Origin of the sequence: Serratia sp. Tan611 (genome assembly GCF_905188235.1) — a bacterium.
Lineage (GTDB): Bacteria > Pseudomonadota > Gammaproteobacteria > Enterobacterales > Enterobacteriaceae > Serratia_B > Serratia_B rhizosphaerae.
The window spans coordinates 2,856,502-2,873,256 of the sequence record NZ_LR994655.1; the positions used below are offsets into that span (position 1 = coordinate 2,856,502).

Here is a 16,755-nt window from a genome sequence, read left to right on the forward strand (position 1 = left end):
AGGAGGATTTATGGCTGATAATATCGTGAAAGACGTCGCTGACACCGCAAGCGACCTGGTTGGTTCCGTTACCGGTACTGCGGGCGATCTGGTTGGCGGCGTGTCTGGCACCGTAGGCGATCTGGTCGACTCTACCGTTGACAACGCTACCGGCGCTATCGGCGGTGTCGTTGACGCTGTAACTTCAGGCAGCGGCGGCCTGTGGGGTGTGATTAGCGGCGTAGCCGGCAGCGTTGGCGGCCTGCTTTCCGGCGTAGCAGGCTCTCTGCTGGGTCTGGTGGGTGATGTGGCTGGCACCGTAGGCGACCTGGCCGGCAATGTGACTGATTTTGTTGGCGGCGTACTGGATAAAATCAGCGACCTGGGCGGCGATGTCGGCAAAGTTGTTGACCACGTCACCGACGGCGTATCTGGTGTGGTTGACCACGTCACCGACGGCGTATCCGGTGCGACTGACGCAACCGACGCGCTGATCTCTGCACTGGAGCAGACCGGTGGCGACGTTGCCGCTGCTGCTACTCCTGCTGCTGTAGAAGTTAACGGCGTGACTGACGCCGCAGACGCTGCCGTACACCACGCAGCGTAAGCCATACCCGGATTCATAATATCGCTCTGCGGTCGTTCTGGCCGCAGAAACAAAATAACCGGAACGCAATAATTTTCACATATTTGCCAGGGTTTGCTGCGCCATTCTGAGGGGCCGGCATCATTTTATTGTTATTCATGGGGGTGGGAAATGAAACCAGAAACAGAAATTGTTCGCGTCGGTGACTGGCAGGTCTATGTAGAGCGATATATGTACCCCGGCGTCACGGATTCCGTCATCTGCGTTAATGGATCTTTTTCAACCACGCTGGCTTTTCGCAGCTGCGTACGAAACTTCAAGAACCGGGTTAACGTCATTCTCTTCGATTTACCGTTCCTTGGTCAGTCCCGTCAGCACAATGATTTAACCAAACCGCTGGCGAAAAGCGATGAGGTTTTCATTCTGCAGAGTTTGATTAACCATTATGAACCGTCTTATCTGCTCTCTATCTCCTGGGGCGGACTGGCAGCACTGATGGCGCTCTCCTCCCGCCCGCGCTCCATCCGCAAAGCCGTCGTTGCTTCGTTCTCCACCAAGGTTAACGACGCGATGAATTACTACGTCAGCCAGGGTAAAAAACTACTGGATGAAGGCAAAGGCGATGAAGCGGCTATGCTGCTGAACACCGAGGTCGGCAAATATCTGCCGAATCTGTTAAAGCAGGTGAACTACGAACATTTGCGGCAGTTTGATGAGTCAGCGCAAAAGCAGGTTCGTTACCACGTTGCGCAGATTACCGAGTTTAATCAGGCGGATTATATCGATACCTTCCGACAAATCGATACGCCGATACTGTTCATTAACGGCGAGCAGGACGAATACACTACAGCGCAAGATATTAAGGAACTCAGTAATTATATCAATAACTGCGAATTTATTACCGTACCGCAGGCTGGCCACTTTATTTATATGGAAAGCCGCTTTGCGGCAGATTATTTCAACGACGTGATGAACGGTTTTCTGTTGGTTGAAGAGGCGATGGCATCCTGAAAACGTGTCGCCGCACGCTGAAAGGCCGGACGTCAACAGCGACCGGCCTTTTGTTTTTTTTGCGAATGTTCAGTCCCAGCTGATGCGCCCGCACAGGCTCGGGTCGCGTCCTTCATCATCCCATTTCAGGCTGCCGCGGTCCCCCGGCGGCATACAGTTCACCAGATAGTCTCTGGCCGCCGGTCGCGTGCTGTTCGGGTGCCGTCGAATCCGCTCCCGCTGCTCCCCCAGAATATGCGCGCGTTGCCGCTGGCGCTGGTAATCCGCCAGTGCCTGAGCCTGCTCTTCACTCTCCGCCCGCTGATTGTCCTGCGCCAGTTTTTCCGCATTCCATATTTGGTGGCGCGGCACAGGCTTGAGGGGCTGCTGCGCATTACCCGCTTTCCGATCGGCCGCTTCCGGCGGGTGATATTGTAAATCAAAGGTCGCGCCTGCGGCCGCAGACGCCGCGCCCATCAGCACCGCCGTCAGTAGCGGTAAGCTCCGTTTCATCAACATTCTCCTGAAATCCCTGTTTATGCGAATGCCATTCCGAGGGGGACGCCTGCCGTAAAGATCTCCCCCTGGCCCCACCGCTGCGGCGCTGAGCGCCGAAAGCTTGGGACAGAGTTAATTAGCATTCTTATTAATGGCTATAAAAACGGCAGGCCGCAGGATTATAAATGACGGCCAAATGAGAATGAAAGTGATTACGCTAATTACAATAGTTAATTAATCTGGCGGATAACCGGCGCCATCGACTCAATTCTGCTCCGAAACCAGCACCGCCAGCGTATCAGGCTCCAGCGCCTTGAAGATATGCGCCCTATCGCCGGGATAACAGATATAGTCGCCGGCATACAGCTCGACCGGCGTATCAATCAGCCCGACCAGCGCCCGGCCTTGAGTGATGATGATATGTTCCACCGAACCGGGCGAGTGCGGCTGCGAAATGCGGTCGGCGCCGGGCTGGGCCGTCAGCAAATAGATATCACGCCGCGCCCCCGGCGGACAGGTCGCCAACAGCGCAGCGGTGTAGTCGGCCATTTCCGCCACCACCGTCGGCCCTTCGCCGCGGCGGATCACCTGCGTGCTGTTTTGCTGTGGTTCCATCAGTCTGGCAAACGGAATATCCAGGGCGACGCACAACGACCACAGCGTTTCCAGACTGGGGTTGCCGTTAGCCGCCTCCAACTGCGACAACGTCGATTTAGCGATGCCCGCACGCCGGGCGACCTCAGCCAGAGAGAGGCCCGCACGCTGGCGTTCACGCACCAGCGCATCGGCAATAATGGTTATCGGTTGCGTCATAAATTACGGCACCTTAATCCTATAACGAACGATCGTTCGACTTGTAAAACACTTCAGCGTTGTTCATTATAACAAAACTTTCGTTCGTTATAAGGTCATGGAGATGAAGTTCAACCGCTTGAGCGTGCTAAACAGTGAGGTGGTCAAAGGCATCGTGCTGGTCTGCCTCGCCGATGGGATCGTGGGCGTCTCTTACGGCTCGCTGGCTACCGGTTACGGCTTCCCGCTGTGGGTGCCGCTGGCGCTGTCAGTATTGGTGCTGGCCGGCGCATCCGAATTTCTGTTTATTGGCATCGTCGCCGGCGGCGGCAGCCCATTTGCCGCAGCGACCGCCGGGCTGTTGGTCAACGCGCGCCATATGCCTTTCGGCATGGCGGTGAAGGATTTGATCGGCCACGGCCCGGCGCGCTTTCTCGGCTGCCATATTATGAACGATGAAAGCGTGGTGTTCGGCGTATCGCAACCGACGCTGCCAGCGCGCAAGGCGGCTTACTGGCTGTGCGGTCTCGGTATCGCGCTGTGCTGGCCGCTGGGGGTGATTGTCGGCGGTTCGATCGGCAATTTAATCCCGGACGTGCACAGCATTGGTCTGGATGCCGTCTTCCCGACGATTTTGCTGGCGCTGATCGTCTCAGCGTTGAAAAACCGCCGCACCCTGCTCTCCGCCGTTTCCGGCACGACGTTCGCGCTGGCGGCCGTACCCTGGGCGCCCATTGGCATGCCGGTGCTGTTTGCCCTGTTAGGGCTGCTGATCAGAAAGAGGACGCGTTGATGTCACTGCACTCCATTGTTACCGGCATGATTATCCTGGCCGCCGGCACCTACCTGCTGCGCCTGAGCGGCGCCCTGCTCGGCCAAAAAATGGCCTTTTCCACCACCACCCGCGACCTGCTTGCGGATGCCGCCACCACGCTGTTGCTGGCGGTCGCCGTTATCGCCACGCTGTTCGAAGATCAGCATTTCGCCGGCGCGGCGCGGGTGGTCGGCGTCTTGACCGGCTTACTGCTCACCTGGCGTAAAGTACCGTTAATTATCGTGCTGGTCGCCGCGGCCGCAGTGACCGCACTGCTGCGCTGGCTTGGCCTGCCCTGAGCGGAATGATTCGCATAACCAAAATAATGATAATAACCAAGCGTAACTGTTCTATGATGTAATTTCAGCGCAACGGGATAAATTGCGCATTAACCATCGGTGCCGGACTGACAGTTCGGCACTTCCAAGACATGTGATGCATCGCTTCGGTTAACTTTATTATGCTGAAAAAAACGCTTCCCCTGCTTCCCCTGTGCCTGGCTTTACTGCCGGCGTTCGGTCACGCCGTCGATAAGGCAGAGATCGATAAAGTCGTACAACCATTAATGGAAAAATACGCGGTGCCGGGTATGACCATCGCCGTTTCCGTTGACGGCAAACCGCAATTCTACAATTACGGCGTGGCATCCAAACAGAGCAAGCTGCCGGTTACGCAGAACACGCTGTTTGAGATCGGCTCGCTGAGCAAAACCTTTACCGCCACGCTGGCCGCCTATGCGCAACACGCCGGCAAGCTTGACTGGGCGCAACCGGCCAGCCATTACCTGCCGCAACTGCAAGGCAGCGCCTTTGACCGCGTCAGCCTGCTGAACCTGGCGACCCATACCTCCGGTCTGCCGCTGTTTGTGCCGGATGAGATCACCAATGAACAACAGCTGATGGACTATTACCACCAGTGGCAGCCCTCGCACCCAATAGGCAGCTACCGGGTATATTCCAATCTGGGAATTGGTCTGCTGGGCATGATCACCGCCAAAAGCCTGGCGCAGCCGTTTACCATCGCGATGGAGCAACGTTTGCTGCCAGCTCTGGGCATGACGCACAGCTATGTCAATGTGCCGCCGGCCGCTCAGAAAGATTATGCTCAGGGCTACAATAAAGAAGATAAACCGGTGCGCGTTACCCCCGGCCCGCTGGATGCTGAATCTTACGGCCTGAAATCCAGCAGCAGCGATCTGATCCGTTACCTGAACGCCAATATGGGGCTAGTCAAGGTAGCGCCTGACTGGCGGCAGGCGCTGGATGGCGTTCATCGCGGCTACTACCACGCCAGCGAGTTCACGCAGGACCTGATGTGGGAAAGCTACCCTTACCCGGTCACGCTGGATACGCTGCTGGCGGGCAATGATGCGAAAGTGATCATGAATGGCGTGCCGGCACAGGCAATAACCCCGCCGCAGGCTCCTCAGCAGCAGGCCTGGTACAACAAAACCGGCTCGACCAACGGTTTTGCCACCTACGCGGTATTTATCCCCGCGCAGAAAACCGCCGTTGTGATGCTGGCAAATAAAAACTTCCCTAATGATGAGCGTGTAAAAGCGGTATACCAGATTGTACAGAGCCTGACGCGCTGAGCATCATCGCCTTTCGGGGGGCATGCGTCCCCCGGTTTTCCTCTGGTAATGCTGAGTCATAATGCGACAGTTTTTTTGCGTAAAAGTCTGAAACAAGCGTCTAAAAAAACAGGCGGAATTAATCATTATCCGTTGAATAATTGGTACATTAATCATTTCCTGGCAAATCTATCGCACACGCCAAACTTAAGCGCTACTTGTTAATCACCTCATTGTTTCTACCTTTACTTATTACAAGGAAATCATCTCAGCTACCGTGGCCGAAGATAACCACTCAGGGAATGTGGTGAGTAGTATCCGCCGATTTACTTGGATAGTGAGGAGATGAAAATGGTCGACGAGGCCCCACCGCTCAGCCTGCCCGCCAGGGTAAAATACATCCGCCAACAGATTATCGCGGCAGGTAATGACGTTAAACTGCGCTTCCCCGTGTTGAAATATCAGAACGCCATCGGCTTAGGCATCTTGCTCTTCTCGATATTTTCACTGGTTGCCGTCTCGACGCTCTATATTCATCAGCAGATTTCCTGGTGGTTATGCCTGCTGCTGAATGCACTGTGTCTCTCTTTAGCCCATGAAATAGAACACGATTTAATTCATAACCTCTATTTTAAAAAAAATCGCTTTATGTATCACCTGATGATGACCTTAGTGTGGATCGTCAGGCCAAGCAGCGCTAACCCGTGGGCGCGTAAAACGCTGCACCTTAAACACCACCAGTATTCCGGCTCAGAGCAGGATCTTGAAGAACGTGCGCTCAGCAACGGCACTCGATGGGGAGTGCTCCGGCTGCTGATGACGGCGGATCTGATGGTGGCACTGGCCGTCGTCGCCTGGCAGGACAAAGGCAAAGGCGACCTACGAGGGGTATTACTGACCGGCCTCAAAGCGTTCTTCCCCGTCGCTTTTCTTACCTGGGGGCTGTGGTATCTGTTCCTGATCGTACACGGCATCGATTTTGCTGCTACGCTGAGCGGCATGCCGATTACCTGGTCCGGCGCAGCACAAGCGCCGATCGGCTATCTCGACATGTTGGTGGTGGTACTGATTGGCCCCAATATTCTCTGGAGCTTTTGCCTGCACTTCGTCAGTTCAAATATGCATTATCATGGCGATATAGAGCACAACAATATCCTGCAGCAGACGCAGGTGATGAACCCTTGGTGGCTATGGCCGCTGCAGCTGTTTTGTTTTAATTTCGGCAGCACGCACAGCATTCACCACTTCGTGGTTAATGAGCCGTTCTATATCCGCCAGTTGACTGCGGCAAAGGCGCACCGCGTAATGAGAGAGATGGGCGTCAGGTTTAACGACTATGGCTCATGCGGCCGGGCCAACCGTTGGGGAGCCGCGGAGTAAACGGTAAAAACGCGAGAACTGCGCGCCCCTGCACCACCTGAGTCAGGGCCGGGCCGGGCGATTCTCGCGCCTGCTTACATCACTGAATGCATATCCGCATGAGACGTTGCAATGCCGTTAACGTCGATAGCGCTGTGCGCCGGTGCCGCATGATCGTGTCCATCAAGGTACAAATTAAATTCCGCAGCGCTGGTTTTTTCCTGCTTATCCCCCAGCAGGCCATCGAACCAATGTTTGATCCCCTCGAAAATATGGCTGGGTTTATCCGTCAGCTGATCATACTTTTCCTTAATCTCATGGAAAGAATTCCCCACTTTATCAGCAAGGTTCTTAGCGCCTTCCAAGGTATCCTTGAAAAACGTGAGCGGTTTGCTAAATAAATCTGAAAGATGACTGGCACGAATGTGAATAAACTCCCCTACCTCATGGGATAATGATTTCATTTGTTTCAGCGTGGATTGGAAAAGCTCAGAGGATTCAGGCGATAAACTATCGATTGTTTCTTTAATAGCGGTATGAAATTTAACAATGGGATCGCGCAAATATTTCGGTAACGAACTCAGGAAATCATCTTCATTTTCGAACTTGTCGAACATAGTACCCCCAGATAAACCATCAATTGTGATACTCAGGTCTTATTTTTATAGTTGTAAAGCCTCACCCCGTCAAAAACACGCTGGATGAATAAGAAAAGTCACAGCATGGCGGCACGCACACCGCCGGTGTGGCTATACTGGAGTGGCACGCACTGCCCACTTTTAAGGGGAGCTTATGTTTGACCACGTTAAATTCGGCGTTAGCGACTATGCCGCCAGCAAGACCTTCTTTCTCAACGCATTGGCGCCATTGGGTGTAAGCGTGGTTGCTGAAGGAACGCCGGACTACGGCGTAGAGTTAAGTTCTCCCAGCAACGCATCACTGTGTCTGTACCAAACCGCAGAACGGCCGGCGCACCTGCACCTGGCGTTTGTCGCCGACAGCCGTCGGCAGGTGGATGATTTCTACCGCGCGGCGCTGGCGGCCGGCGGTACAGATAACGGCGCACCGGGCCTGCGCCCCAATTATCACACCAATTACTACGCCGCCTTTGTGATTGCGCCGGACGGCCATAATATTGAAATGGTCTGCCATCGGCCTGATGAATGAAAATAGCGATAAGGAAATGGAAGCTGCCTGTACGGCAGTGAACCGGGACTGGAAACCCGTAGTTGGTGGCTATTTTTTCTAAGCTGCCTGTACGGCAGTGAACGTGCTGACCCAGCGCAATTTCTAAGCTGCCTGTACGGCAGTGAACGTAGGGAATGACGGGTGGTTTAGCGACACGATTTTCTAAGCTGCCTGTACGGCAGTGAACGAGAAATTGGCATTGATACCCAGCGACTGCTCTTTCTAAGCTGCCTGTACGGCAGTGAACTGTTGCAGATTAGCACTAGCCTATTGTTTTTAAAAGCGCTACCGGCAATTGCGCCCAAAATGGATCTTTTTTAACTCCCCGATTAGCCATCTATATATCAATAAGTTAGCAGCAGCGTAAAAAAAAGGGTCTGCGTAGCCCTGGCGCGTAAAGTAACGGCCAACGACTTGGTAAAGCAGATATCGACATGCTGGTTATAAATACCGCCCCGCTTTACACCCGTAGTCTCATCGTTGCGTCTCCTTACTCACAACCTTCGTCAGTTCCGGCTATACTGGGTTGCCAATGATTCATAAGGTAAATAAATTCGTTTTACTAGCGCCCCCGTCTGCGCGCGAATAATGAAACAGATAACTAAACGACTGGAAGGAAACATTATGAGATTAGCGGTAATAGTGATCGTCGGCGTACTGGTTTGCCTTGGTATGATGAGCTTCTTGCAATATGTCAGCGAGCAGCCTTGGGGGCAGTAAGCAGCCTGGGACCATGCAACATTCACACGCCAGCACCAACGATGATACGTTAAGCAGCATCTGCAATGGCGTGTAACATTACATTTCCATGCAACAGGGATTTTTCCTATAAATCACCGCATCACCCGATCCGGGATCTTTCACCCATGCCTCCTTTACATTAAAAATTTGTTACTTACATATCTTGACACTGGTAGTCACGCACCCCTTACAAATCATTAACACACTGTAATTTATGATTTTTTATTTATTTTAATAAAACCCTCCCCCCTTCCACTCTACAAGAATAATAAATAATTGGCCTTTTTCCTAAAGATTAAAAAACTTAACCCACTCGTCAATCCGTCAAAAATAAGAATTAACCGCGTTGCTGCTCTCTCTGACAAGATGATATTTTCTAGGATCTTCCTTGTTTTTATGGGTGTTAGTAAAAAATGAACTTTAGACTTGATATTAATGGATTAAGGTTTCTTGCCGTTACGATGGTGGTCTTATTCCATTTTAAATTCGAATTTGCATATGGTGGTTTTGCTGGGGTTGATATATTTTTCGTCATTTCAGGTTTTTTGATGAACGAAATATGTCAAAAGCAGATAGGCAACAAATCATGGGTGCTTGATTTTTATAGAAAAAGGTTTAAGAGGATTTACCCTGCATTATTGATGATGGTTATCTTCACCTTTTTACTCGCACTGTACTCTGAAACACCTAACGGCGCCAAAGAAGAGTTTAAGCAAACGCTTAGTGCCCTAACCTTCACATCCAATATTTACTACCTGCTGCACAGCGGCGGATATTTTTCCGCAACCTCTGACTTTAACTGGTTATTACACACCTGGTCGCTATCCGTTGAATGGCAGTTTTATTTAATCTTCCCGTTAATTCTGATTATTGGTAATTTATTTAAAAGCTACAAGAGCCACTTTTATTTTATGATTATCCTGTGTTCGGTGATGATATGTATTTTATTCGGCAAATCGCATCTTAGCGCAAATTTTTATTTACTGCCCACCCGCATGTGGGAATTGATGATCGGTGCCTATGTCTCTGCTTCAAGACTTAAAAACCCCTACGCTAAACAAACCGAAATCGTCGCCGTACTGACTCTGGTCGCCTTCTTCCTGTTTGTAAAAGAAAGCGCCCCCTGGCCGGGCGGGATGACGCTAATCCCTGTATTAGCGACTGGCGCAATCATTCACGCCAATCTCAGTAATAGCGAAACACTGTTTAAAAACAGTGTTATACAGAGCATTGGTTCAGCGTCATATTCCATCTATCTTTTCCACTGGCCGGTGGTCTCATTTATGGCCAACAACTCCATTGAGTTTACAACGCTCAATGCAACCATCGGTATCATTCTGTCTTTCGTGCTGGGCTATATCTCTTACAAATACTTTGAGCGCCTGTTCAGCAAAAGCTACGCCTACCTGGTTTCAGCCGCTGCCGTATTCGCTGCGGTATCCTTCGGCGCGACGGCAACGGAAGTCAACAAACATTGGGTTTCGACTAACAGTATCGCACTGGAAAAATTCAAAACTTATGCGGCAAGTCCTGAAGGGATAAGACAGTTTGGTAACCAGAACCGTACCTGCTTCCTGTCAACCAAGACCAATGATATTTCATTTTTTGATAAAGAGGTTTGTTTAAAAAGCGCTGAAAATAAGAAGAATATCCTGGTGCTCGGCGACAGCCATGCCGCTGAACTCTATCAGTCCGTCAATGACATATTCCCTGACTACAATGTGATGGAGGCTGCAGCATCCGGTTGTATGCCTGTAAACAGCAAGAATGGCGAAAAACGCTGTACCGATTTATTCAACTATATCTATAACGATTTCCTGGTAAACAACAAGGTTGATTATATTCTGCTATCCGCCAACTGGATGGTTAACAAGGATCAGGATCTGGGAAAAAAACTTACCGAGGTGATTAATAAAATTGGTAAGGATAAGGTGTTTATTATCGGGCAGACCAAAACTTTCAGTATCGACTTTTACAAAATTGCGCAAAAAACGCCGGAAAGTAAAATAGAAAAACTGGTAACCAAAGAGTCAAGGTTGAGTAATAGCTGGATGTCAGAACAGTTGGCACAGAGCGGTATTAACTACATTGATGTCTTTGATCTGAACTGCAACCAAGGCCGCTGTAATTATATTGATCAAGACAACGTGCCGATGATGTTCGATAAAAATCACCTGACCAAGACATGGGCTGATTCCTATGTCAAACATATCAGAACCCGTGTGGGTATATAAAACCCACTTGCTGAAAGGGTTGGCAACAACCCTTTTTCTTTACCATTATTTACGCTGTATCCTCTGCCCCTCTCTTCGCCCAATGCGCGTTCTCTTTACGTCATCATCACGCCGTAATCGCGATTAGCGGATTTCTACGTCATACAGGGGCATCTTTCACCGCACGTTTAATCTCCCGGAAATCCGGAGCGATTCAGCTAATTCGGAAGCGGCATTTGCACTTTTTAGACCAGAGTCTAATCTGGTTAGAATCCGACCTAAATTAGACTACAGTCTAAAATACCCATAAACTCCCATGGGAGAGTGTCATGAGCAAACCGATCAAGAATATCGTCATCGTGGGCGGCGGCACTGCGGGCTGGATGTCCGCTTCGTACCTCGTCCGGGCGCTCCAGCAGCAGGCGAACATTACGCTCATCGAGTCTGCAGCGATCCCTCGGATCGGCGTAGGCGAAGCGACCATCCCGAGTTTGCAGAAGGTGTTCTTCGACTTTCTCGGGATACCGGAGCGGGAGTGGATGCCCCAGGTGAACGGCGCGTTCAAGGCTGGCATCAAGTTCGTGAACTGGAGAGAGTCTCCTGATCGCTCGCACAACGATTATTTCTACCATTTGTTCGGCAATGTGCCGAACTGCGACGGCGTGCCGCTTACCCACTACTGGCTGCGCAAACGCGAGCAGGGTTTTCAACAGTCGATGGCGTACGCCTGCTATCCGCAGCCCGGAGCGCTCGATGGCAATCTGGCACCGTGCCTGCATGACGGCAGCCGCCAGATGTCCCACGCGTGGCACTTCGACGCGCATTTGGTGGCCGACTTCCTGAAACGCTGGGCCGTCGACCGCGGGGTGAACCGCGTGGTCGACGAGGTCGTGGAGGTTAACCTGAACGACCACGGCTTCATCTCCAGTCTATCCACCAAGGAGGGCCGGAAGCTGGAGGCGGATCTGTTTATCGACTGCTCCGGCATGCGCGGGCTCTTGATCAACCAGGCCCTGAAAGAGCCCTTTATTGACATGTCCGACTACCTGCTGTGCGACAGCGCGGTCGCCACCGCCGTCCCCAATGACGACGCTCAAGCGGGGGTCGAACCCTACACCTCCTCGATCGCCATGAACGCGGGCTGGACCTGGAAGATTCCGATGCTGGGCCGGTTTGGCAGCGGCTACGTCTTCTCCAGCAAGTTCACCTCTCGCGATCGGGCCACCGCCGACTTCCTCAAGCTCTGGGGCCTTTCGGACAATCAGCCGCTCAACCAGATCTCGTTCCGGGTCGGGCGCAACAAGCGATCGTGGGTCAACAACTGCGTCGCTATCGGGCTGGCGTCGTGCTTTTTGGAGCCTCTGGAATCGACGGGTATCTACTTCATCTATGCGGCGCTGTACCAACTCGTGAAGCATTTCCCCGACACCGCGTTCGACCCGCGGTTGGCCGACGCGTTCAACGCCGAGATCGTCTACATGTTCGACGACTGCCGAGACTTTGTCCAAGCGCACTACTTCACAACGTCGCGAGAAGACACATCGTTCTGGCTCGCGAACCGGCACGACCTGCGGCTCTCTGACGCCATCCAGGAGAAGATTGAACGCTACAAGGCGGGGCTGCCGTTGACCACCACGTCGTTCGACGATGCCACGTACTATGATACCTTCGACTACGAATTCAAGAACTTCTGGCTGAATGGCAACTACTACTGCATCTTTGCCGGCCTGGACATGCTGCCCGACCGATCGCTGCCGCTCTTGCAACTGCGGCCGGAGTCTGTCGAAAAAGCCGAGGCAATGTTCGCCCGCATTCAGCGCGAGGCCGAGCGCCTGCGGGCAAGCCTGCCGACAAACTATGACTACCTGCGGTCGCTGCACCAAGGCAACAGGCCCGCATCGACGGAGAGCCTGTAGTGGAGCGCACTCTGGAGCGGGCACGTGCATTCGCGGCCACGCACACGGCCGTGGCGGCCTGCGATCCTCTACAGGCCAGCTCGCTTGTTCTGCAACTGCCAGGGTTGAACCGTAATCAGGACGTGCCCGGCATCGTCGGCCTGCTGCGCGATCTCCTGCCGGTGCGCGGCGTGCCCTCCGGCTGGGGCTTCACCGAAGCTGCCGCCGCGATGCGGGACATCGGATTCTTTCTGGGGTCGCTCAAGCGGCACGGACACGAACCTGCGGACGTGGTGCCCGGGCTTGAGCCGCTGCTGCTCGACCTGGCGCGCATAACCGACCTGCCGCCGCGGGAGACGCTCCTGCATGTGACGGTCTGGAACCCTGCAGAAGCCGACGCGCAGCGGAGCTATACCGGGCTCAGCGACGAAATGCACCTGCTTGAGAGCGTGCGTATCTCGATGGCGGCTCTCGAGGCCGCCATCGCGGTGACCGTCGAGCTGTCCGACGTGCCTCTACGCTCGCCCGCGTTCGCACAAGAATGCGACGAGTTGGCAGCCTATCTGCAAAAAATGGTTGAATCGATCGTCTACGCGTACCGCTTTATCTCGCCGCAGGTCTTCTACGATGAGCTCCGCCCCTTCTACGAACCGATTCAAGTCGGGGGCCAGAGCTACCTTGGCCCCGGCGCCGTAGAAATGCCCCTCTTCGTGCTGGAGCATGTCCTGTGGGGATCGCAATCGGATCATCCCGCCTATCTGGAATTCAAAGAGACCTATCTGCCCTATGTACTTCCCGCGTACCGGGCTGTCTACGCCCGTTTTGCCGGGAAGCCGGCGCTCGTCGACCGCGCGATCGGCGAAGCGCAAGCGGCCGCTACGCAGGACAAGCACGTCCGGGCCGGGCTGGCGGCTCTCAACCGGGTCTTCGTGATTCTGCTGCGCTTCCGGGCGCCGCATCATCAATTGGCGGAGCGGGTGTACGAAGCCGGGCGCAGCGGCCCCGCTGTCGGCAGTGGCGGATACGCGCCCAGCATGCTCGGCGATCTGCTCACGCTCACGCTTGCCGCACGCACCCGCATCCGCGCCGCCCTCAACCCGTCCTGACGCGCGCGGCCATCTGTTTCCTCTCATTAGGAGATTTGCCCTCATGACTCAGAAGAGCCCCGCAAACGGGCGCGATAACAACCACTTTGACGTGATCATCATCGGTTCGGGCATGTCCGGCACCCAAATGGGAGCGATTCTGGCCAAACAGCAGTTTCGCGTGCTGATTATCGAGGCGTCGTCGCACCCGCGCTTCACGATCGGCGAATCGTCGATTCCCGAGACGTCGCTGATGAACCGCATCATTGCCGATCGCTACGGCATTCCGGAACTCGATCACATCACGTCGTTCTACTCAACGCAGCGTTATGTGGCGTCGAGCACCGGCATCAAACGCAACTTCGGCTTCGTGTTCCACAGGCCGGGTCAAGAACACAACCCGAAGGAGTTCACGCAGTGCGTCATTCCCGAGCTGCCCTGGGGGCCGGAGAGCCACTATTACCGGCAGGACGTCGACGCCTATTTGTTGCAAGTCGCCATTAAATACGGCTGCACGGTCCTCCAGAATACGAAAGTGACCGAATTCCACGCCGATAAAGACGGCGTCGCGGTAACCACCGCGCAGAGCGAACGCTTCACCGGCCGCTACATGATCGACTGCGGAGGGCCCCGCGCGCCGCTCGCGGTCAAGTTCAATCTCCGCGAAGAGCCGTGTCGCTTCAAGACGCACTCACGCAGCCTCTACACGCACATGCTCGGGGTCAAACCGTTCGACGACATCTTTAAAGTCAAAGGACAGCGCTGGCGCTGGCACGAGGGGACCTTACACCACATGTTCAAGGGCGGCTGGCTCTGGGTGATTCCGTTCAACAACCACCCGCGCTCGACCAACAACCTGGTGAGCGTCGGCCTGCAGCTAGACCCGCGTGTCTACCCGAAAACGGACATCTCCGCGCAGCAAGAATTCGACGAGTTCCTCGCACGCTTCCCGAGCATCGGGGCGCAGTTCCGCGACGCCGTGCCGGTGCGCGACTGGATCAGGACCGACCGCCTGCAGTTCTCATCAAGCAGCTGCGTCGGCGACCGCTACTGCCTGATGCTGCACGCGAACGGCTTCATCGACCCGCTCTTCTCCCGTGGGCTAGAGAACACCGCGGTGACTATCCATGCGCTCGCGGCTCGCCTCATCAAGGCACTGAACGACGACGACTTCTCCCCGGAACGCTTCGAATACATCGAACGCCTACAGCAAAAACTTTTGGACCACAACGACGACTTCGTCAGCTGCTGCTACACGGCGTTTTCGGACTTCCGCCTGTGGGACGCGTTCCACCGGCTATGGGCCGTCGGCACGATCCTCGGGCAGTTCCGGCTCGTGCAGGCGCACGCAAGGTTCCGCGCGTCGCGCAACGAAGGCGATCTCGACCACCTTGACAACGATCCCCCGTACCTCGGGTACCTGTGCGCGGACATGGAGGGCTACTATCAGCTGTTCAACGACGCCAAAGCCGAGATCGAGGCCGTAAGCGCCGGGCATAAGCCGCCCGAGGAGGCCGCAGCGCGGATCCACGCCCTCATCGACGAACGGGACTTCGCCAAGCATATGTTCGGCTTCGGCTATTGTATCACCGGGGAAAAACCGCAGCTCAACAACTCGAAGCACAGCCTGCTGCCGGCGATGAAGCTGATGTACTGGACACAGACCAGCGCGCCGGCAGAGGTGAAAAAGTACTTCGACTACAACCCGATGTTTGCGCTACTCAAGGCGTACATCACCACCCGCATCGGCTTGATGCAGAAGAAGTAGCCGGCCGTCGAGGAGCCAAAAACGATGAACGATATTCAATTGAATCAGGCAAGCGTCAAGGCGCATCCCCCGAAGGCATACGACGCAACAACATCCGTGGCCGCAAGCTGGTACGTTGCGATACGCTCAAGCGACCTCAAGGACAAACCGAAGGCGCTGACGCTCTTCGGCCGTCCGTGCGTGGCGTGGCGCGGCGCGACAGGACAGGCCGTGGTGATGGATCGCCATTGCTCGCACCTCGGCGCGAACCTGGCCGACGGGCAGGTCAAGGACGGCTGCATCCAGTGCCCGTTTCATCATTGGCAGTACGACGAGCAAGGCCAGTGCGTTCACATTCCCGGCCACAGTCAGACGGTGCGCAGCCTGGAACCTGTGCCACGCTCGGTGCGTCAGCCGACGCTGGTCACCGCCGAACGATACGGCTACGTGTGGGTCTGGTACGGCTCCCCCGAGCCGCAGCATCCACTGCCCGACATCGCCGCCGCCGACGTCGACAACGATAATTTTATGCACCTGCATTTCGCGTTCGAAACCACGACGGCGGTCTTGCGCATCGTCGAGAACTTCTACGACGCGCAGCACGCGGCCCCGGTGCACGAGCTCCCGATCTCGGCCTTCGAACTCCGGCTGTTCGACGATTGGCGCCAATGGCCGGAGGTCGGGCCGCTGGCCCAGTCAGGCGCGTGGTTCGGCGCCGGGATCGACTTCACCGTGGACCGCTACTTCGGGCCCTTCGGCATGCTGGCGCGTGCGCTCGGTCTGAACATGTCGCAGATGAACCTGCACTTCGATGGCTACCCCGGCGGATGTGTCATGACCGTCTCTCTGGACGGAGACTTCAAATACAAGCTGCTCCAGTGTGTGACGCCGGTGAGCGACGACAAGAACATCATGCACATGCTTATTTCGATCAAAAAGGTGGGCGGCGCCCTGCGCCGCGCGACCGACTACATGCTGTTCGGACTGCAGACCAGACAGGCAGCGCAGTACGACGTCAAAATCTGGAACGGGATGAAGCCGGACGGCGGCGGCGCATACAGCAAGTACGACAAGCTGGTGCTCAAGTACCGGGCGTTCTACCGGGGATGGGCCGACCGCGCGGTCAGCGAGCGGTGATGCGTGAGTTGGGGGTCTTGCCCGGATGAGGTTCGGAGACGTCGTTTCGCCGGCTGCTGGCAAACCTGACGAGCGGCGTCACAGCGTAAGGCCGGTGGGCCAGATCGGACTCGCGGCCAGCCGCAGTGCGTGGTATGTATACTGCCACGGTCATACCA

15 protein-coding genes are annotated in these 16,755 nt (G+C 54.8%); 12 read left to right on the top strand and 3 right to left on the bottom strand.

Annotation, left to right across the window (positions count from 1 at the left end):
• The first annotated feature begins 10 nt into the window (after positions 1 to 10).
• Both TAN611_RS13515 and TAN611_RS13520 read left to right on the top strand, forming a co-directional pair.
• A complete protein-coding gene (locus tag TAN611_RS13515; protein ID WP_105231456.1) occupies positions 11 to 586 on the top strand; it encodes a hypothetical protein in 576 nt (191 codons plus the stop codon).
• A gap of 150 nt (positions 587 to 736) precedes the next feature.
• A complete protein-coding gene (locus TAN611_RS13520) occupies positions 737 to 1,576 on the top strand; it encodes an alpha/beta fold hydrolase (protein WP_105231457.1) in 840 nt (279 codons plus the stop codon).
• A gap of 69 nt (positions 1,577 to 1,645) precedes the next feature.
• Here the strand turns inward: TAN611_RS13520 and TAN611_RS13525 are convergent, their stop codons facing one another.
• On the bottom strand, positions 1,646 to 2,068 hold the full coding sequence (locus TAN611_RS13525; RefSeq protein WP_203066565.1) for a hypothetical protein: 423 nt from the start codon (positions 2,066 to 2,068) through the stop codon (positions 1,646 to 1,648).
• A gap of 249 nt (positions 2,069 to 2,317) precedes the next feature.
• Positions 2,318 to 2,866, bottom strand: coding sequence for a helix-turn-helix domain-containing protein (locus tag TAN611_RS13530; RefSeq protein WP_105231459.1), 549 nt, complete (start codon positions 2,864 to 2,866; stop codon positions 2,318 to 2,320).
• A 103-nt stretch (positions 2,867 to 2,969) separates the two neighbouring features.
• Between TAN611_RS13530 and TAN611_RS13535 the strand changes: the two genes are divergently transcribed.
• The 4 genes from TAN611_RS13535 (at position 2,970) to TAN611_RS13550 (ending at position 6,612) form a co-directional block, all read left to right on the top strand.
• Complete coding sequence (locus TAN611_RS13535; protein WP_203066566.1) at positions 2,970 to 3,638, top strand: AzlC family ABC transporter permease; 669 nt, start codon at positions 2,970 to 2,972, stop codon at positions 3,636 to 3,638.
• Complete coding sequence (locus TAN611_RS13540; protein WP_105231461.1) at positions 3,638 to 3,958, top strand: AzlD domain-containing protein; 321 nt, start codon at positions 3,638 to 3,640, stop codon at positions 3,956 to 3,958. Before TAN611_RS13535 ends, TAN611_RS13540 begins: the two co-directional genes overlap by 1 nt.
• Positions 3,959 to 4,119: 161 nt before the next feature.
• Positions 4,120 to 5,253, top strand: coding sequence for a class C beta-lactamase (ampC, locus tag TAN611_RS13545; RefSeq protein ID WP_203066567.1), 1,134 nt, complete (start codon positions 4,120 to 4,122; stop codon positions 5,251 to 5,253).
• Between the two features lie 330 nt (positions 5,254 to 5,583).
• Positions 5,584 to 6,612, top strand: coding sequence for a fatty acid desaturase (locus TAN611_RS13550; protein ID WP_203066568.1), 1,029 nt, complete (start codon positions 5,584 to 5,586; stop codon positions 6,610 to 6,612).
• 74 nt (positions 6,613 to 6,686) lie between these two features.
• Here the strand turns inward: TAN611_RS13550 and TAN611_RS13555 are convergent, their stop codons facing one another.
• Entirely contained in the window at positions 6,687 to 7,208 is a 522-nt protein-coding gene (locus TAN611_RS13555) for a hypothetical protein (RefSeq protein ID WP_105231463.1), read from the bottom strand.
• 175 nt (positions 7,209 to 7,383) lie between these two features.
• Here TAN611_RS13555 and TAN611_RS13560 point away from each other — a divergent pair, with 175 nt between their 5' ends.
• From TAN611_RS13560 to TAN611_RS13585, 6 genes are all read left to right on the top strand, one after another.
• Complete coding sequence (locus TAN611_RS13560; RefSeq protein WP_105231464.1) at positions 7,384 to 7,758, top strand: VOC family protein; 375 nt, start codon at positions 7,384 to 7,386, stop codon at positions 7,756 to 7,758.
• Between the two features lie 1,223 nt (positions 7,759 to 8,981).
• Positions 8,982 to 10,754, top strand: coding sequence for an acyltransferase family protein (locus TAN611_RS13565; protein ID WP_203066569.1), 1,773 nt, complete (start codon positions 8,982 to 8,984; stop codon positions 10,752 to 10,754).
• Between the two features lie 308 nt (positions 10,755 to 11,062).
• Positions 11,063 to 12,649, top strand: a complete 1,587-nt coding sequence (locus TAN611_RS13570) for a tryptophan halogenase family protein (protein ID WP_203066570.1) — start codon at positions 11,063 to 11,065, stop codon at positions 12,647 to 12,649.
• The gene (locus tag TAN611_RS13575; protein ID WP_203066571.1) at positions 12,649 to 13,734 is read left to right on the top strand and encodes a monodechloroaminopyrrolnitrin synthase PrnB family protein; all 1,086 of its coding nucleotides are present in this window, start codon (positions 12,649 to 12,651) and stop codon (positions 13,732 to 13,734) included. The genes TAN611_RS13570 and TAN611_RS13575 overlap by 1 nt, the downstream gene beginning before the upstream one ends.
• Positions 13,735 to 13,777: 43 nt before the next feature.
• Positions 13,778 to 15,481, top strand: a complete 1,704-nt coding sequence (locus TAN611_RS13580; protein WP_203066572.1) for an NAD(P)/FAD-dependent oxidoreductase — start codon at positions 13,778 to 13,780, stop codon at positions 15,479 to 15,481.
• A gap of 24 nt (positions 15,482 to 15,505) precedes the next feature.
• The gene (locus TAN611_RS13585) at positions 15,506 to 16,597 is read left to right on the top strand and encodes a Rieske 2Fe-2S domain-containing protein (RefSeq protein ID WP_203066573.1); all 1,092 of its coding nucleotides are present in this window, start codon (positions 15,506 to 15,508) and stop codon (positions 16,595 to 16,597) included.
• Positions 16,598 to 16,755 lie beyond the last annotated feature (158 nt).